Source organism: Flavobacterium sp. ASW18X (assembly GCF_005144745.1).
Classification (GTDB): domain Bacteria; phylum Bacteroidota; class Bacteroidia; order Flavobacteriales; family Flavobacteriaceae; genus Croceivirga.
This window is the reverse complement of record NZ_SWKK01000009.1, coordinates 39148-59807: the sequence shown is the minus strand read 5'-3', so window position 1 is coordinate 59807 and position 20660 is coordinate 39148. Positions and strand designations below refer to the sequence as shown.

Genomic DNA, 20660 nt, shown 5'->3' with positions numbered 1-20660 from the left:
AACCTATTTAGGGCAACTTAAAAATAAAGGATTGTAATGGCGCTATTTGTAAAGGTATATAACCAACCCTATTTTCTATTTTAAGCGAAGGATTAAATTGACCATACAATTGCTCTTTTAAAGGTATTTCTCCATTTTTTAATGCCCACTTTTCAACTACATCTGGAGATAGCTTTAAGTTGATGTCGTATGATTTTTCTGCATCAAAATTTGAAACAATTATAAGCTTTTCCGTTGCTGACCAACGTACAAAACTATAGATACGATGGTCATAACTTGGGGTATGTTCTTTATTGTAATAGTGTATTTCTTGGTATTGGCCCATTAAAGCATCACTATTAATGGTGAAGTTTAAAAGTCTGCTGTAAAAATCGCGTAACTGCTTTTCATTATCCGTAGATAGGCCTCCATCAAACTTTTTGTTATTCATCCAACGTTGATGTGCAGGTACACCAATATAGTCAAAGATTGATGTTCTAGAGGGCGAGCCAAAACCAGCATCTTCTGAACCATCTTCTCCAACTTCTTGACCAAAATATATCATGGTAGGTGCAGTACTTAAAGTAGCAGAAACCACCATGGCTGGTTTCGCTAAATTTGCATCACCTGCAAATTCTGGACTTGCTATTCGCTGCTCGTCATGATTTTCTAAAAAGCGAAGCATATGGTGTTCTATATCTGCCATGCCAGATTGCACGGTGTGTATATGGTCCGTCCAACCGTAACCTTTCATAATATGTTTAAGACTATCGTACAGCTCTACTTTATCATACAAATAATCCATCTTTCCTTTAAACAGGTATTCTCTGTATAAGGAAGGGTTGTAAACTTCTGCCAATAAAAATGCATCTGGTTTTTTCATTTTGATGCTACTATTCATATAACTCCAAAACTCTACGGGGACCATCTCTGCCATATCAAACCTAAATCCGTCCACACCTTTTTCTAACCAGTACAAAGCAATATCTTTAAATTTTACCCAAGAATCTGGTACGTCCTTATTTTCCCAAAAGGTAAAATGCGCTTTGTAATCCATATTGGCATAAGCGTCTGGTAAGGAATCAAAATCTCTGGTCCCATCCGGTTTTATACTATAATTTACCTTAACAGTCTCATACCAATCATTAAAATCTGGCTGTGCCAAGCGAGAGCCATTGCCTGTCCATTTAGCCGGGACTTCTACAAAACCGCCGTCAGAATTTTTATTCTGTGACCCACCTAACGGGACATAATTATTCTTCCATTCAGGTACTTTAAAAGCTTCCCCCGGCAAGTAATAAAAGTTATTATCACGTGCATAGGCAACAGACGTATCGTCTTTTGCTCCAAAACTATCAATCCCTTCTGGATTAGTTAGCCCTTCATATTTACGAGCCACATGATTGGGAACTATGTCTATTACTACCTTAAGCCCCTCTTTGTGCGTACGCTCAATTAAGGCCTCAAACTCTTGTAATCTATTTGCTGGATTTACCGCTAAATCTGGATTTACATTGTAATAATCTTTTACAGCATAGGGAGAACCGGCTCTGCCCTTTACTACATCTGGGTCGTCATTAGAAATACCAATAGCCGTGTAATCATTTATTAGTGCATGGTGCGGCACCCCTGTGTACCATATATGAGTAACTCCTAAGTCTTTAATAGCTTTAAGAGCAGTAGCATCAAAATCTGCGAACTTACCTACGCCATTTTCTTCTAAGGTGCCCCAGGGCTTATTAGTAGTATTGGTATTACCAAACAATCTTGTAAAAACTTGATAAACAACTTTCTTCTTCATACGATTAGACGTGTTAGGAAAAGGCTCCTGTGTGTTCTTTTTATTATCTACACAAGATACCATAATAAGACTAAGCAATACCAATACTACTCGGCTCAACTTCATTATACCGCTACATTTTTACCCGGTTGTAAAACTACACGTTCACCATGTACTCGGATAGACATTTCTTCATCCCCTGTAAGCTCATAAAAAGAACCTTCCTTAGATACGGTCACCTTAATAATTCTATCTCTAAAATTAATTTTAAAAGAATAGGCATCCCACTCTTTTGGTATTTGTGGCGTAAAGCATAGCTTATCTTCTATAACGCGCATACCACCAAAACCTTCTACAATACTCATCCAAGTCCCAGCCATGGAGGTGATATGCAATCCTTCTTCCACTTCTTTATTATAATCATCTAAATCTAATCTAGATGTTCTTAGGTAAAAGGTATATGCTTGGTCCATACGCCCTAGCTTGGCTGCTTGTATACTATGCACACATGGAGACAGAGAAGACTCATGTACCGTAAATGGCTCATAAAAATCAAAGTGTCTTTCTAATTCTTCTTGGGTAAACTGGTCTTCAAAAAAGTAGAAGCCTTGTAAGGTATCTGCTTGTTTTATGTAAGGTGAACGTAGAATACGGTCCCAACTCCATTTTTGGTTAATGGGCCTCTCTGAACGCGGTAAATCTTTTACCTGAACCATTTCTTTATCTAAAAAACCATCTTGTTGTAGGTACACTTGCAAATCCTCATCAAACGGAAAATACATGTCTTTTGCCACTTTTTTCCATTGGTCTAGCTCGTTGTCCGTAAGTTTAGTATGCCCCATGATACGCTCATAATCCTCATGGTATCCTTCCTTAACTTTAGCAATCTGTTCTAGCGTATAATCTATGCACCATTTTGCCAAGTAGTTGGTATACCAGTTGTTATTTACGTTGTTCTCATATTCATTAGGCCCCGTTACTCCAAGTATAACATATTTATTTTTTTGTGCGCTGTAGTTAGCACGCTGTTGCCAAAACCTTGCGATACCTATGAGTACTTCTAAGCCCATTTCTGGAATGTAACTGTAATCTCCTGTATATCTGTAATAATTAAAAATAGCAAAAGCTATCGCCCCATTTCTGTGAATTTCCTCAAAGGTTATCTCCCACTCGTTATGGCATTCCTCACCATTCATAGTTACCATAGGGTACAATGCAGCTCCATTAGAAAACCCTAATTTTTCTGCATTCTCAATAGCCTTCTCTAGATGATTGTAACGGTATTTTAAAAGTTTACGAGCAACTGTTTGGTCTTTGGTAGCCATGTAAAACGGCAAACAGTAAGCTTCCGTGTCCCAATAGGTGCTACCACCATACTTTTCGCCTGTAAAACCTTTTGGCCCAATGTTTAGCCTAGAATCCGTACCTAAATAGGTCTGATTTAGTTGGAAAATATTAAAGCGAATACCTTGTTGCGCCTTTACATCGCCATCAATAGTAATATCACTCATACTCCATATTTTGGCCCACGCTTGTTTTTGGTCTTCTAGTAGTTGTTCAAAACCAATTTTTGTAGCCCTATCTAAAACCGAATTAGCTGCGTCTACCAACGCAGAAGCCTTATGATTAGTAGATACTGTGTACCCACCAAACTTAGTAATGGATACGGTTTCTCCTTTTTTAGCATTTGCAATATAACTAAGAGAAGCAGACGTTTCCTTGCTTTCAGAATCCTCTAAAACTACCTCCGTACCCTCTACTGCTACATTGCTTTGCATAAAAGTACAAGTGGCAAAATTAGTTTTTAAGGTATGCGCCTCTATAAAAGCTCTATTATCCTTAATTTTTACACTTGTTGTATTCCAAAACTGGTCATTCCAATTGGTATCCCTGTTGGTTATACCCGAATCTATATATGGAGAAACGACAACCTTTGCATCCTTATTATTTAGGGTGATATTATATGAAATAGCTCCAACCTCATCCATAGTTAAACTTAGAAAACGGGTAGTAGTTACAGTAATTGCTATACCATTGGCCAGAGTAGCATTAAATTGACGCTTGTACCACCCTTCTTGCATATTCAATTCTCTTCTGAATCCACTTACATCGGTACATGTATTTAAATCTAGCTCCTCTCCATCAACCGAAATTCCTATCCCAATCCAATTAGGAGCGTTTAATACTTTGGCGAAATACTCAGGATAACCATTTTTCCACCATCCAACTTTGGTCTTATCTGGATAATATACTCCGGCTATGTAACTCCCCTGAAAAGTTTCTCCCGTATAATTCTCCTCAAAATTGGCACGTTGCCCCATAGCTCCGTTACCAATACTGAATAAACTTTCTGAAGATTGTACACGCTCCTTGTCAAAACCCTCCTCTATAATGGACCAGGGATTGGCCTTAATGTAATCTTGATTCATGATTCTAGTTATGTAGTTGTTAGTAGTTTTCTTTTAAGTAGACTCCCGCTCAATAAGCGTAGGCTCTATAATTTTAGTTTGAAAATATTCCTCCTCCTCGGATTCATCTTCAATACGTTTTATTAACATCTTTGCCGCCGTTTCTCCCATACTCTCCCCATGTTGTGCGATTGAAGTTAAGGAAGGATTGGAATATTTAGAAAGCAAACCATCTGTAAACCCTATAACCGATACTTCTTCTGGCACCTTCATACCCAATTCCTTGACTACTTTTAGACCAAAAACAGCAAAAATTTCGTTTACACATAGTAAGGCATCCAGAGTGATGTTTGCGATAAAATCACGAATTAACGCCTCCTCCATCTCCATGGTCGGCATTTTAAAGATATTTTTATCGTTAACTGCAATATTACTATCCGCATGGGCCCGCAAGTAACCTCTGGTTCTTTCTGAGCCAACACTTAGATAATCTTCCGTAGTTAGTAGAGCAATGTTTCTTTTACCCATATCTAACAACTTTTTGGTAGCCTTGTAAGCGCCTAATTGATCATCTATAATAACCTTATCGCACTGCACCGAATTTGTAACCCTATCAAACAAAACTAAAGGTATACCCTGTTCTGTCACCTCCTTGATATGATTATAATCTCCTTTTTGTTGCGTTTCTGAAGATAACGACATGATAAAACCATCGATACTACCGTTTGCAAGCATTTCCATGTTAATCACCTCTTTATCAAAAGATTCATCAGAAAGACAAACTATTACATTATAGCCCAAACTATTAGCGTACTTTTCTACACCGCTTATCACCGTTGCAAAAAAATGGTGCACAATATCTGGGATTATAACACCAATGTTTTTAGTTCGCTTATTTTTTAAGCTTACCGCAATATTATTAGGCCTGTAATTATATAATTTGGCAAAAGCTTGGATTTTCTCTTTAGTATCTCTACTTATTTCTTCACTATTTTTTAGCGCTTTAGAAACGGTAGATATAGAAACATCTAATTCTTTGGCAATATGCTTTAGGGTTATTTTTTTCTTCAATTTGTGCTAATTTTTAGATTCCTATAAAGATAGTTCTAATTGTAAATTTAACATATGCCTCTGCTTAAAATAAGTGTAGGAATTACAATTTAAAACAACATAAAATTGCAAAAAAGTAAGCTATTTCTTACCTTCATTTTTAATAAAACCGTAAATTGAGCCTTCAACTTATATGAAATGCATAATTAAAGAGATTTATTATTGCAATACCCTTAAATATGATCAATTTGTCAACACGAAACCGATTTCGTAAGATTTTTCATGCCCATGGTGCACATATTAACATAAATTTTATATATGTTTAACTCTTAAAATTAACTAAACTTAAAAATTAATTATCTATGAAGATTACGCTACTAAAAAGCTTGTTACTGCTTGGAGCATTCGTTTGCTTTGGGTCCATACAGGCTCAGACGGTGTCCGGTACAGTGTCGGATGCTAATGGACCGTTACCCGGCGCCAGTGTCTTGGTAAAGGGTACTACAAACGGTACACAAACAGATTTTGATGGTAATTACACCTTGAATAATGTTGATAGCGGCGCCACTTTAGTGTTTAGCTATATTGGGTTTTCTTCCCAAGAAGTTGCTGTAGGTGGTCAGTCTACCATTAATGTTACCCTTCAAGAAGATGCTCAAGCGTTGGATGAGGTGGTGATTGTAGGTTATGGTACGCAGGTAAGAAAAGAAATTACTACTGCAGTTACCAGTGTAAGTACGGAAGATTTCAATCAAGGTGTTATTAATGAACCAACACAACTATTACAAGGAAAAGTTGCTGGTTTAAACATCGTTAATAAAGGTGGAAATCCAAATGATACTCCTGTAATTAGACTTAGAGGTATTTCTACCGTTGGTGGTAATGCTGAACCACTTGTGGTAATTGATGGAGTTTTAGGTCAATCTTTACAAAATGTTGATCCGAGTGATATTGAAAATATCACTGTATTAAAAGATGGTTCCGCTGCCGCAATTTATGGAACACGTGGTTCTGCTGGGGTAATACTAGTTACAACAAAATCCGGTGGTGCAAACCAACCGTTTAAAATTAACTACAACGGCCAATTCTCCTCTCAGTTTGCAGCTAACCAAATCGAATTAATGAACCGTGAAGAATTTTTGGCAGCCGGAGGAACAGATTTGGGTAGTGATACTGACTGGAGGGACGAGGTAACCCGCAATGCTATTACTCAAGTACACAATATTGCTGCTACTGGGGGCTCTGAAGATGCTAATTACCGTGTTTCTTTGAACTTTAGAGATACTGAAGGTATTTTAAAGAATAGCGGATTTCAACAATTTAATGCCAGAACAAAGCTTACTGGAAAAATTCTTAATGATAAACTTAGGATTACTTTCAACTCTGCACTAACAAACAGAGAGAGTGATTTTGGATTTAATGAAGCATTACGTTATGCAGTTGTGTATAACCCTACTGCCCCTGTATTTGGAGCTGATGCCCCTTTCGCTTTCAATTCACCACAATTTGGAGGTTATTTTGAAACTTTGGGCCTTTTTGATAGTTTCAACCCTGTTTCTATTTTAGAACAAAATAAGAATACTGGTGTTACTAACACATTAAATTATACACTGGATTTTAAATACACCATAAGCGATGCCTTAACAGCAACCTTAACTGCTGGTGAGCAAAAAGCCAATGGTACTAATAGACAATACTACCCTACAACTAGTTTCTTTCGCGGGAACGCTGTAAGTCCATTTAGAAAAGGTAGAGCAGATTTTACCACATTTGAAAACAACAACCGTTCCTTAGAATTTTACGTTGACTTTAATAAGCAATTCTCAGAGAAATTTAAATTAGGGGTAACTGGTGGGTACTCTTTCCAAGAATTTGACAGCAATGGTTACTACTTACAAATAGGAGATTTTCCTCCAGGCGTAGACTTTGATTTTAGTAATGCAATAGAAGTATCACAAGATTTACTAGAGGCTGGGCGTATTCAAGCCAATAGCTACAGAAATGATGATGATAGAATAATTGCCTTCTTTGCAAGAGCTAATGCCACTTTTGACGATGCTATATATTTAAATGCTTCGTTGAGAAGAGAAGGGTCCAGTCGTTTTGGTTCAGATGAACAATGGGGTCTTTTCCCTTCTCTTGCCGTAGGTGCAGACCTTAACAAGTACTTAGAATTAGATAACGTAAACCTGTTAAAAGCGCGTGTTGGATACGGTGTGACTGGTGCAACTCCAAGAAACGTTGGTTTGTCTCAATCTACCTTTAGTGTAGCCAACGGTCCTAACGGATTTGGTTCTGCGGCAACAGGTTTAGGAACAAGAGCTCCAAACCCAGGATTAAAATGGGAAGAAAAAAGAGAGCTTAACTTCGGTATCGAATTTGCCATGGATAGAATGTCCGCAACCTTAGACTTGTACAATAGAGATGTTGTCGATTTCATTACAGAAGTAAATATAGATGCTGCAGCAAACCAAGGTTTCAGAACACAATTCCAAAACGGTGGTGAATTAAATACAAAAGGTATTGAATTAAGCTTAAACTATGACGTTATCAAAAACGATGATATGTCTTACACTTCTGGTTTAATCTTCTCTACCTATAAATCAACATTAGAAGAAAACACTGGAGGTACTAGAATTATAGCAAATTTAGGTGCTCCTGGTCAAAATGACACCAACGTTATTTTAGTTAAAGAAGGGGAAGAAGTTGGTCAAATCTGGGGTCCAAGATTTTCTGGCGAAGTGGATGCTAACGGATCTCCAATCCTTGTAGATTTAAATGGTGATGGTGAATTGGTTACTGACCAAGGAGATGCTTTGGCAGAAAATGCCGACTTTGAAGTGTTGGGTAAAGGTCTACCCGATTTCACTCTAGGTTGGACTAACCAATTTCAAATGGGCAACTGGGATGTAAACATGTTCTGGAGAGGAGCATTTGGTCACAGCTTGGTGAATGCCTTTAGAGCTTTCTACGAACCAAGAATCGGGTCTCAGTCTTCTTACAATTTTGTCAACACAGACCTAGCCAGAGATGATATTAGAACAGCTAAATTTAGCTCTTACTATGTAGAAAAAGCAAGTTTCTTTAGATTAGATAACTTATCAATTGGTTACAACTTAGACTTAGGTTTAGATTACATAAAAGGAGCAAGAATTTCTATTGCTGGCCAAAACCTATGGACAATCACCAATTATACGGGTACAGATCCAGAGCCTTCATTACAAGATTTTGGACCAGTAGACAATGGTGCTGTTTTGGATACAAGTACACCACAAGTACTTGCTCCTGGGGTAGACCGTAGATATAACTACTTTACAAGTACGACTTTTACCTTAGGATTAAACATTAATTTCTAAAAAAAAAGCAATGAAAAGAATTATAAGATCAACATATATTGTCGGGGCCTTGCTTTTAGGAGTTTCGTGTACCGATTTAGATGAAACACTAGAAGATGAATTTACCACTGAATTCTCTGATAATGGTGTTCAAGTAATAGAAGGTGCTACTGAAGGTGGCGGACAAGTTCCTGCCGCGCTTCAAGCAGCTTATGGAAGATTAAGAGGTGGTTCTGCCAATCATGGAGGATACTATTCCGTACAAACCGTTTCTTCTGACGAAATGGCCATTGGCCAAAAAGGTGGTGACTGGTTTGATGGTGGTATTTGGTTGCGTATGCATAGACACACCTATGGGTCCGCCAACGGTCCATTAAATAACATGTGGACAGAAACTTATGCTGGTATCTCTGAAGCAAACTTAGCATTAGAGGGTAGCCTAACTGCTGCTGAAGAAGCACAAGCTAGAACAATCAGAGCATTATTTTATTGGAGGCTACTAGACACTTTCGGTCGTGTTAAAATAATTACTTCATCTACTGGTGATGCTCCTCAAGCCACCAGACAAGAAGTTTATGATTTTGTAGAGAGCGAATTGCTAGATGTCTTGGGTATAACTGCGGTTACAGCTTCCATGGATTTATCAGGAAGTGCCCTAGGTACAGATGCTGACCCGTATATAATCAATCAGTATGCTGCATTGGGTTTATTAGCTAAATTATACCTAAATGCTGAAGTTTACACGGGTACTGCTATGTACAATGAAGCTGATTGGGCTGCATCTTATATAATAGATAATGGACCTTACCAAATATGTGGCGAAGGTTGTACGGTGACAAATTTAGCTAAAAGACCAGCTGTAGATAGTGATCCAGAAAATTTAGAAGGATACTCAGCTGTTTTTGCACCAAACAACCAATATAATCCAGAATTGATTTGGGCAATTTTCTATGATGAGACTTCTGCTACAGGTATGAACTTTAGCCAGATGAACTTTCACTACAGTACTCAGCTTACTTACGCATTAGACCAACAACCATGGAATGGTTACCAAGTATTAGAGGAGTTCTACAATAGCTATGATGATGCTGATGCCAGAAAGCAAGCAAGCTTTTTAGCTGGAGCGCAAACCGATTTTGATGGTGCTGCGTTATTAGATTATGCTTCTGATGACCCAACCCTTGTTGTAGAATACACTCCGGAAATCAGTGAATTAGAGCCTAACTCTCCTAGACAGAGCGGTGTAAGAGCTGCTAAGTTTAGTCTACAGTTGTTCGGTCGTCAAGAAATGAATAATGATTATCCTCTTTTCCGTCTTGGTCAAGTTTACCTTATTAGAGGTGAAGCTAGAGCTAGAGCAGCAGGAGATTGGAGCTTGGCGTTACCAGATGTGAACATCACAAGAGAAAGAGCAGGTTTACCTGCTGCCACCACTATGGATGCAGATACATTCTTAGAAGAGAGAGGCCACGAAATGTTCCAAGAATCTGCTAGAAGAACTGACTTAATCCGTTTTGGGAAATACGGAGAAGCTTGGTGGGAAAAAGGTGCTAGTGATGCTAGTAAAACGATTTTCCCTATTCCACAAGATCAAATTAATGCTTCTAATGGTACCCTAACACAGAATCCAGGCTACTAAAAAGAATCTTAATTAGTAATTTTAAAGGGTTGTTCAATAGAACAACCCTTTTTTTACTCCAATAAATGAGCAGACTCTTATTATTATCCTTTTTAATAGTCCTATTTACTTCTTGCAACAAAGAGGAAAACCAAAACCTTACTAAAGGAGATTCACTTTTCATATTAAAGGACAGTAATGTAACTGGTATTTACTTTAATAACGAGTTAACCTATACGGAGGATTTCAATCCTTATCTATACAGGAATTTCTATAATGGTGGAGGCGTTGCTATAGGCGATATAAATAATGATGGCTTAAATGATATTTATTTTACCGGCAATCAAGTAGGCAACAAACTCTATCTAAATAAAGGGAACTTTACTTTCCAAGATATCACACTAAAAGCAGGTGTAGCATGTAATAATATTTGGTCTACAGGTGCAACCATTGTAGACGTTAACGGAGATGGACTACAAGATATCTATGTTTGCAAAGCAGGACCGCCAGGAGGTACAAACCGCGCTAACGAGTTGTTTATTAACCAGGGAGATCTAACTTTTAAGGAGGAGGCTAAAAAATATGGTTTAGCAGTGAAAGGCCTTTCCGTGCAAGCTTCATTTTTTGATTATGATAAAGATGGGGATCTTGACTGCTACTTACTTAATAATTCACTAAAAGCGGTGGGCGGTTTCGACCTTATAAAAGACCAAAGAACAATTCCGGATAAAAGCGGTAATGGAAACAAATTTTTTATTAATGATGGTGGCAAATTTATTGAAGCATCTGAAAAGGTTGGTATTTACACAAGTAACATAGGGTTCGGATTAGGAATTACCCTTGGAGATTTTAATGATGATCATTGGACAGACATTTTCATATCCAATGATTTTTTTGAAAGAGATTACTTATATATCAACAAACAAGATGGTACTTTTTCCGAACAATTAGAAACCTACTTTTCATCCATATCCATGGGTTCCATGGGTGCGGACCTAGCTGACTTGAATAACAACTTAAAACCAGAGCTAGTAGTAACAGAAATGCTACCTTTAACTGAAGAGCGAAGAAAAACAAAGACCATTTATGAAAACTGGGATAAACAGCAACTAGCTGTAAAAAAAGGATACTTTAACCAATTTTCCAGGAACACCTTACAAACCAATTTAGGTGACAAAAACTACGTTGATATAAGTAGGGCTAGTGGGATAGCCGCTACAGAATGGAGTTGGAGCGCACTCTTTTTTGATGCCGATAACGATGGCCTAAAAGATGTATTTATATCAAATGGAATTTATAAAGACCTTTTAGATAGAGACTACCTTTCATTTGAAGCAAATGATCAAGTCATTTCAGAAAAAATAAGAAATAAGGAACCAGATGTTATCAAAAAATTAATTGATGCCATGCCTAGCCAAGCCGTACCTAACCAAATGTTTCAAAATAATGGTGGATTGAATTTTACTTCGGTAAATACAAAGTGGGGATTAGATAAACCTAGTTTTAGTAATGGTAGTGTTTATTCTGATTTAGATAATGATGGAGACCTAGATTTGGTAGTTAATAACGTAAACATGCCATCTTTTGTCTATGAAAACACCAGCAAAAATCATAACAATACGTTAAGGCTTTCGTTAAAGCAGAATGGCAACAACAACCAAGCCATAGGATCTCAATTTTATTTTCGAAAAAATGGTACTACCATAAAATTAGAAGACAATTATATTACAAAAGGTTTTCAAAGTAGTGTTTCTAGTACCATCCTGGTTAGCATGAAAAAAGAAGAATTGGCAGATAGCCTTTATATTGTTTGGCCAAACAATGATTTAACGGCTCATGCTTTAAATTGGGACCTAAAACAACTCACAATACAGAAAGAGCAACATACTATTCTAGATATTAACAAGTTACCCAATACCAACAAAGAACGCATTCTAATTCCAGCGGATTCTTTATTTGCGTTTGAGCACAAAGAAAATTTATTTTCAGATTTTAATAAAGAAAGGTTATTACCCCAAATGTATAGCAATGAAGGTCCGGGTGTAGCCACTGCAGATTTAAACCAAGATGGTATTACAGACGTTTTCATTGGAGGAGCAAAATTTCAATCCTCCTCCCTATTTCTTTCCAATGGCGCAAAAGACTTTTTGGAAAATACTACTTTTTTTGAGTCCGACAATAGATCAGAGGTAACTAAAGCCATTTTCATTGATGCAGATAATGATGGGGACCAAGATTTGTACGTGGGCCACGGTGGAAAAGCATTTGCTAACCAAGCGACTGAACTAGATGACGTATTATACCTAAACGACAAGAATAGTTTTACAAAAAGTAAGTTACAACCCAAGTTTCCAAAAAAAATAAATACGGGAGCTGTTGTCAAAGGAGATATTGATAATGATGGTGATATAGACCTAGTGGTAGGTGAGCGTTTTATAACCGCCACCTATGGCTTACCAGGATCAATTTACATTCTAAGAAACAATGGTAATGGCCAATTTACAGTAGAATCGCCAAAAGAATTAAAAGATATTGGGATGATTACATCATTGCTTGTACAAGACATAAATGGTGATCAAAAACTAGATATTGTAGTCGCCGGTGAATGGATGTCTACTAAAATATTCCTTTACACCAATGAATCTTATAAGGACGCTACTAATACCTATGGCCTAGCTAATCAAAATGGCCTTTGGACATCCTTATTACTACAAGATGTAGACAAAGACGGCGATTTAGATTTATTGGCCGGAAATATAGGCACCAACAACTTTTTTTCCAACGATATGAAAATGTACGTTGGAGACTTTGACCAAAATGGATTTGTGGAACAAATAATATGCAAAGAATTAGATGGCTTATATTTTCCCATTGTAGATAAAGATGAGCTCATAGCACAAATACCCTCATTAAAAAAGAAATTTGTATACTACAAGGACTACGCAAATACAGATATAAGTCAATTTTTTAGTCCAGAGGTATTAAAGAATGTAAGAAATCTAAGCCTTACTACCTTAGAAAGCACTTTATTTATAAATGATGGTGATAAATTTACTGCCCAAACACTACCGCAACCCTTACAATTAAGTCCTATATATACCATAAAGGCAATTGATATTGATGAAGATGGGGAAAAGGACTTAATTTTTGGAGGTAATCAATTTTTAGTTAAACCTCAATTTGGTAGTTATGATGCTTCTAGAGGTTGGGTTATATTTGGCACTAAAAACGGTAATTTAGAAGGCGAACCTATATCTCTTCAAATTAAAGGGCAAATAAGAGATTTTGCTTGGATTAAAAATCGCTTGACAGTTTTTTTAAATAATCAAAAAGTAATGTTTTATGATGTTAAGAAATAGCTTGTTGATGTTTATATTATCTGTTGTAATTCTGGTTAGTTGCGATAAGAAATCCAAATACGAACAAGTAGTGTTGGAGGAAAAAGCAACTGGTAAAATCTACGACAGTCTTTTTTTTGACTTTACTTTTGGACAAACAAAACAACAGTTCTTTAATCAGTGCTGGCAATTAAACAACCAGCAAAAAGTTTCACAGGGACCACAAAACAGTTTTGTACAATATATACTGCCCAAATCTCCAAAAGACAGCGCAACATCTAGTATTGTAATGCTCTTCTACGGTATTTTTGATAAAGACCAAATTATGACAGGGATGGATTTTAAATTTTACCATAGTGGTTGGTCTATTTGGAATAAGGATTTGCAGGCAGAAAAGCTCTTGCCTCAAGTAAGAGATTCTCTTTTAAAATGGTATCCAGGAAACGATTTTATCGAAGTTAAGGGCAAAAACAGTTCCGAAATATTTTTAACTAAAGTAGATGGTAATCGTAGAATAGTAATTGAACCGCTAAAAGACACCAAAGATATTGATGTTAGAATAGACGATTTAAGATATGAACAAAAGACAAAATAATAAATTGATGAAGTATACAGGATATTTAAGTTTATTGATTCTCATCATTTCATGTTCTAAATCTGACAAAAAACCAGATACACTCTTTGTATTAACAGACAGTACAGAAACCGGTATTTCATTTAGTAATGAGTTAACCTATACCAATGATTTTAATGTATACAAATACAGAAACTTCTATAACGGTGGTGGCGTGGCTTTAGGGGATATTAACAATGATGGTCTTTTAGACATTTACATGACTGCCAATCAAAAGGAAAACAAATTATTTTTGAATAAAGGTAATTTTACTTTTGAAGATATTACCAAAACCGCCAAAGTTGCTGGCAACAAACCCTGGTCTACTGGTGTAACTATGATAGATATAAATGCCGATGGAAACTTAGATATATACGTATGTAATTCCGGTAATTTAGATGGCACAAACAAACAAAACGAGCTTTTCATTAATAATGGCGATGGTACGTTTACAGAACAAGCTGCAGCCTACGGTCTGGACGATAAAGGTTTTTCTACACATGCTTCTTTCTTTGACTATGATAAAGACGGGGATTTAGATGCCTATATTTTGAACAATTCTTATCAAGCTATTGGCAGCTTTGACCTTAGAAGAGTGGAAAGACCCAAAAAAGACCTTTTGGGAGGCGATAAGTTACTTAGAAACGACAACGGGAAATTTGTTGATGTTAGCCAAGAAGCAGGTATTTATGGTAGTGTCATTGGCTTTGGACTGGGTGTTACTGTAGGTGACGTAAATAATGATGGCTGGGAAGATATTTATATTTCAAATGATTTTTTTGAGCGAGACTATCTATACATAAACCAGCAAAATGGAAGCTTTAAAGAAGACCTAGAAAATCAAATTTCTAGTACAAGTGCAGCCTCAATGGGAGCAGATATGGCAGACATCAACAATGATGGATATAACGATATTTTTGTAACAGATATGCTTCCATCAGAATATGAAAGACTAAAAACAGTCACAACATTTGAAGATTGGAATAGATATCGTTTAAAAGTTAACAATGATTATCACCATCAATTTACACGCAATACTTTTCAATTAAATAATGCCAATGGGTCTTTTAGTGAAATAAGTAGGTTAAGTGGTGTTAATGCGTCTGATTGGAGTTGGGGTGCTTTGCTGTTCGACATGGACAATGATGGGTATAAAGATTTGTTTATCGCCAACGGTATTTACAGAGATATAACTAACCAAGATTACCTACAGTATATTTCCAATGAAGAAATAATGAAATCCATTGTAAACAACAATACCGTGGATTATAAAAAGCTCATAGAAATTATCCCATCTAACAAAGTGGCAAATCATGCCTATAAAAATTCTGGTGGTCTGCTTTTTGAAAATTTTGAAAATAGTGGCCTATGGACCCCAAGCTTTTCAAATGGATCCGCTTATGGAGATTTAGATAATGATGGCGATTTAGATTTAATTGTGAACAATGTTAATATGCAAGCGTTTGTCTATAAGAATACAGCAGTAGAAAAGACAAATGGCCATTACATTAAATTCGATTTAAAAGGCGAAAAAAACAACCTCTTTGCAATAGGAGCCAAGATAGTTTTAGAAGATAACCAAGCTATAGAAAACCAACCAGCAAGGGGGTTTCAATCAAGTATAGATATAAGACCTAATTTTGGGTTAAAAAACAATGATCCAGTATCTGGCATCATTATTTGGCCATCTGGCAAGGAGACCAAATTCAGCAATCTTGCACCAAATAAAACGTATGAGTTCTCAGAAAAAGATGCTGACATTAAAACACAACATGACCAGTTAAATACATCTGATTCTTATTTTTTTGAGCGTACTAATATTACTGACTTTAAGCATAAAGAAAATAAGTTTGTAGATTTTTACAAAGACAGGTTACTATATCATTTTTATAGTACCCAAGGACCAAAAATGGATAGTGGCGACATCAATGGTGATGGCATAGAAGATTTAATAATTGGTGGTTCTAAAGGGAATACTACGACCATACTTTTGGGTAACCCTTCAAATTACAAAGCTTTAGAGAATAATTTTTTTGATGCTAGCCTTAGACAAGAAGATACAGACGTTCTCCTATTTGATGCAGATAATGATGGAGACCTAGACCTCTATATCTGTAGTGGAGGAATAGAATATGGAAGAAATTCCCAAGATTTTAAAGATCGGCTCTATTTTAATGACGGTAAAGGAAACTTTAACTTAAGTAGACAAATTTTACCAAACAATAAGGGTTTTTATAGCACGTCAACTGTAAAAAACATGGATGTTGATGGAGATGGAGATCAGGATTTATTTGTTGGAGAGCGCTTAGTTCCTCTTCAGTTTGGCCAAGCGTGTTCTGGATTTATCTTGTCCAATGACGGTAAAGGTAATTTTACGGACGTAACCACATCTGTTGCTCCCCAGTTAAAAAACTTGGGAATGATTACTGACGCCGAGTTTTCTGATATTGATAATGATGGAGATCAAGACTTAATTGTTGTTGGAGAATTTATGGGTGTTAGCTTATTCATTAATACAGATGGAAAATTTAATTTGGATACCTCTAGTAGTCTAAATCAGTACAAAGGTTGGTGGAATACCATTAAGAAAATAGATTTAGACAATGATAAACTTCCTGATTTTGTTCTTGGCAATCAGGGTTTAAATAGTAGTTTTAAAGCAAGTAAGGATCTACCTATTACGCTATACACCAATGATTATGATGCAAATGGGTTCATAGATCCAATCCTTGCCTTTAGAAGCAAAGATGGAAAAGACTATCCGTATGCACTTCGGCACGATTTAATAGACCAAATAAAACCTTTAAAGAAGACATTCCCAGATTACAATAGTTTTAAGGACAAAAGCATGGATCAAATGTTTACTCCTGATCTGGTTAATTCTTCCAAGAAAATAGAAACCAATATTTTGGAGTCGGTTATCTTAAAAAACAAAGGTAATGGCGAATTTGAAGTAATTGTTTTACCCATAGAAGCTCAATTCACCTCTATTTTTTCAATTCAAAATTTGGATTATGATCATGATGGAGATCAAGATTTAATAGTTGCAGGTAATTTATTTGGGGTAAAACCAGAGGTTGGCAAATATGACGGTCTAAAGGGTCTAGTGTTGGAAAACAAAGGAGATTTTAAATTTGTTCCGCATAAAGACGGCCTTGGATTAAAAATAGAAGGTGAAGTTAGAGATATGCACATTATCAATAATATTTTGGTGGTCACCAGAAACAATGATACTATTTTAACATTTGAATTAAAAGCGAATGATTAGAGTTAAGAAATCTGCCCTGTTTGTTTTAGTAATCCTCGTTTTTTTTTCGTGTACAGATAAAAAAGACATTTCTAAAGAAGTACAAATACAACCCGCCCATATTTATTTTAATTCTTTGGACGCCTCTAAAACCGGAATAGAATTTTCTAATAACCTAACTTTTAGAGATAGTTTAAACATTATAGATTACCTCTACTATTACAACGGTGGCGGTGTTGCGTTAGGCGATATAAACAATGATGGTTTGGATGATATTTACCTAAGTGCCAACCAATCTACGGACAAACTATATATAAATCTTGGTGATTTTAAATTTAAAGAAATTACCAAAGAAGCTGGTCTTAAAATAGACAGTACTTGGTCTAGCGGTGTTACCTTAGAAGATATAAACAACGACGGCTTTTTAGATATCTATGTATGTAAGGTTGGCAAATATAAAGACCTTGATGCTAAAAACTTACTATATATAAACAATGGAAACAACACCTTTACGGAAAAAGCTGAAACCTACGGTTTAGCGTTTAGTGGATTATCTACACAAGCTTCTTTTTTTGATATGGATAATGATGGTGATATGGACATGTATTTAATGAACCATTCTACCCACACAACACGTAGTTACAACAATATTAGCGCTAGAGATACTCATGATCCTATTTCAGGTGACCGCTTATATGAAAACCTTCTTAGTGATGGCCAGCGAATTTTTAAGGATGTTACAGATAAATCTGGGATATATTCAAGTCCTCTTGGATATGGATTGGCCTTGAATACTTCGGATATAAATGACGACGGCTATATTGATATATATGTAGGGAATGATTTTCATGAGAACGACTATTTGTATCTCAATCAAGGTGATAAAACGTTTAAAGAGGTAGGTCAGGACTATTTAGGGCATACTACACGCTTTACCATGGGTGTAGACGTAATGGATATGAATATGGACAACAAGCTAGATATTTTTACGCTAGATATGATGCCCAACAATAACGAAATCTTCTTGAAATCAGGCGGAGAAGACTCGGATAAAGTTGCAAAAATAAAAGAGAATTATGGGTTTGGAGAACAGTATGCACGTAATACCTTTCAACTAAACCAAGGAGACCACTTCACAGATGTTGCATTGCTTACCAATACTTTTGCTACGGATTGGAGCTGGAGTGTTTTGTTACAAGATTTTGACCTAGATGGCTTAAATGATATATACATTACCAATGGAATATATAAGCGCCCTAACGATTTAGACTATATTAAATACTTAAGTAATTTAGATTTTTCTTCATTTACCAAGGAGCAAACCACCAAAATAAAAAAAGAGCTAATAGAAAAAATGCCTACAATTAAACTACCCAATACGGTGTTTAAAAATAATGGCAATTTAAATTTTGAACCCTTTACGTTAGAAGCGGGGCAAAAACCCTCCTATTCTAATGGAGCAGCATATTCTGACTTGGATAATGACGGCGACTTAGATCTTGTAGTAAATAACATAAACCAACCAGTTAGCATTCTAGAAAATACCAGTAAACGAGATAATAATAATTACTCCAGTATAAAATTAGATGGCAATGAATTATTGCATAATACTAATGGCGCTAAAGTATATTTATATTCCAATAATAATGTACAACGTAAAGATTTATCTACCGTAAAAGGTTTTCAGAGCACCTCAACTAGAATTTTAAGCTTTGGTCTAGGTAAAAGCAAAAAGATAGATTCTGTAAAGGTTGAATGGCTAGATGGTACGGAAGATGTATTTCTAAACGTTCCTTTAAACCAAACAACCGTACTTAATAAGACAGTAAAAGCCAAGAAACAAAGTACGCCACAATCCCTTAGTCATACTTTTACTACTTTCCCTTATGTTCATTTAGAAAACAACTATTTAGATTATGAAAGGGAGAGTTTAATTCCAGAAAAATTATCTACAGAAGGCCCCTGTGTAGTCTATGCGGATTTTAACAATGATAGTCTTCCAGATTTATATCTTGGTGGTGCTAAATATCAATCTCCCTCCTTATTTATAAACGCCGGCAATGGTGATTTTAAGCTTAAAAAAGTAGAAAGCCTATTAAAAGATGGGGTTTATGAAGACACGGATGCTGTTGCTTTGGATATTGACAATGATGGGGATTTAGACCTTTATGTTATGAGCGGAGGCAATGATAATGCAGAAGGAAGCGATTATCTTGAAGACAGAATATACATCAATGATGGTGCAGCCAATTTTAGACGCTTACCGTTAGATATGCTTAAGAACAATGGAGGGAGTGTTTCTACCATAGACTTTAATACAGATGGTCATTTAGACCTCTTTATAGGCAATAGGTCTATACCAGGCGGTTACGGGCTATCACCATCTAGTTACATTCTAGCAAGTAACGGTAAAGGACAATTCAACGTTGCGGCAAAACTAAGAATGGGAATGGTAACTGACAGTCAATGGGCAGATATTAATCAAGATGGACTTCCAGACCTAGTTGTAGTGGGCGATTGGATGCCAGTTTCTATTTATCTGAATAAAGGGGAAAACAAGTTTGAAAATGCCACTCAAGATTTTGGATTGGAGAACACCAACGGAATGTGGAACACAGTAAAAGTAATCGATTTAAATAAAGATGGAAATTTAGAAATACTAGCAGGAAACACCGGCCTTAACCATAAATGGAAAGCATCCAAAGAAAAACCTGTAAAACTTTATCTAGATGATTTTGATAAGAATACGCAATTAGACCCAATTATTTTTTATGACTTCTTTGGGTCGTACGTTCCATTCGCGAACAAAGACAACCTTTCTAGCCAAATACCTAGTCTTAAAAAAAGATTTCCAGATTATAGTTCTTTCGCGTCCGTAAATAGTCTAAATGATTTATTTCCTAATAAAGAAGAAACGGTTTTGGAGATAAAGGAAATTAAAGAATTAAGGTCTATGTTATTCAACCTAAAGAATGGTAAATATACCGGCACCGTTTTACCTGTACAGGCGCAATTTAGTACCATTGAAGATTTTGCTATTGACTTGGAAAAAAAGCAGATTCTTTACGTTGGCAATTACTCTGGTTTTGTTAATGAACTCGGCAATACTGAGGCCAATGCCGGCGGTATTATCAAATATACCAATACATTGGATTTAAAACATAAAGAAAACTTAGAACTACCCCCATTTATAAATGCGAGAAAGATTATCCCTCTAAATACAACATATTATCTGGTATTAGTAAACAACGGCAGTAGTTATATATTAAAACAAAGAAATTAAAATTAAAAA

The 20660-nt window shown here is 36.1% G+C and carries 9 protein-coding genes; 6 read left to right on the top strand and 3 right to left on the bottom strand.

Annotated features, from left to right (window positions below; all coding sequences use genetic code 11):
• Window positions 1-7: 7 nt before the first annotated feature.
• The 3 genes from FBT53_RS07930 to FBT53_RS07920 are packed head-to-tail and all read right to left on the bottom strand — an operon-like array spanning window position 8 to window position 5238.
• The gene (locus FBT53_RS07930; RefSeq protein ID WP_136950648.1) at window positions 8-1885 is read right to left on the bottom strand and encodes an alpha-amylase family protein; all 1878 of its coding nucleotides are present in this window, start codon (window positions 1883-1885) and stop codon (window positions 8-10) included.
• Window positions 1885-4188, bottom strand: a complete 2304-nt coding sequence (locus tag FBT53_RS07925) for a glycoside hydrolase family 65 protein (RefSeq protein ID WP_136950647.1) — start codon at window positions 4186-4188, stop codon at window positions 1885-1887. The genes FBT53_RS07930 and FBT53_RS07925 overlap by 1 nt, the downstream gene beginning before the upstream one ends.
• Window positions 4189-4221: 33 nt before the next feature.
• Complete coding sequence (locus tag FBT53_RS07920; protein WP_136950646.1) at window positions 4222-5238, bottom strand: LacI family DNA-binding transcriptional regulator; 1017 nt, start codon at window positions 5236-5238, stop codon at window positions 4222-4224.
• A 341-nt stretch (window positions 5239-5579) separates the two neighbouring features.
• On the opposite strand from FBT53_RS07920, the gene FBT53_RS07915 reads away from it, so the two are divergent.
• The 6 genes from FBT53_RS07915 to FBT53_RS07890 all read left to right on the top strand — a co-directional run bounded on the left by FBT53_RS07915 (window position 5580) and on the right by FBT53_RS07890 (window position 20651).
• Window positions 5580-8573 (top strand): SusC/RagA family TonB-linked outer membrane protein, encoded by a 2994-nt coding sequence (locus tag FBT53_RS07915; RefSeq protein WP_136950645.1) that lies wholly within the window; start codon window positions 5580-5582, stop codon window positions 8571-8573.
• A gap of 10 nt (window positions 8574-8583) precedes the next feature.
• Complete coding sequence (locus tag FBT53_RS07910) at window positions 8584-10191, top strand: RagB/SusD family nutrient uptake outer membrane protein (RefSeq protein WP_136950644.1); 1608 nt, start codon at window positions 8584-8586, stop codon at window positions 10189-10191.
• 65 nt (window positions 10192-10256) lie between these two features.
• Window positions 10257-13529 carry a VCBS repeat-containing protein gene (locus FBT53_RS07905; RefSeq protein ID WP_136950643.1) on the top strand — a complete coding sequence of 1091 codons (3273 nt, stop codon included), beginning with the start codon at window positions 10257-10259 and terminating at the stop codon, window positions 13527-13529.
• Window positions 13513-14103, top strand: a complete 591-nt coding sequence (locus FBT53_RS07900) for a hypothetical protein (protein ID WP_136950642.1) — start codon at window positions 13513-13515, stop codon at window positions 14101-14103. Before FBT53_RS07905 ends, FBT53_RS07900 begins: the two co-directional genes overlap by 17 nt.
• A gap of 7 nt (window positions 14104-14110) precedes the next feature.
• Window positions 14111-17389, top strand: coding sequence for a VCBS repeat-containing protein (locus FBT53_RS07895; protein ID WP_240729784.1), 3279 nt, complete (start codon window positions 14111-14113; stop codon window positions 17387-17389).
• The gene (locus tag FBT53_RS07890) at window positions 17382-20651 is read left to right on the top strand and encodes a VCBS repeat-containing protein (protein ID WP_136950640.1); all 3270 of its coding nucleotides are present in this window, start codon (window positions 17382-17384) and stop codon (window positions 20649-20651) included. Before FBT53_RS07895 ends, FBT53_RS07890 begins: the two co-directional genes overlap by 8 nt.
• The last annotated feature ends 9 nt before the right edge of the window (window positions 20652-20660 follow it).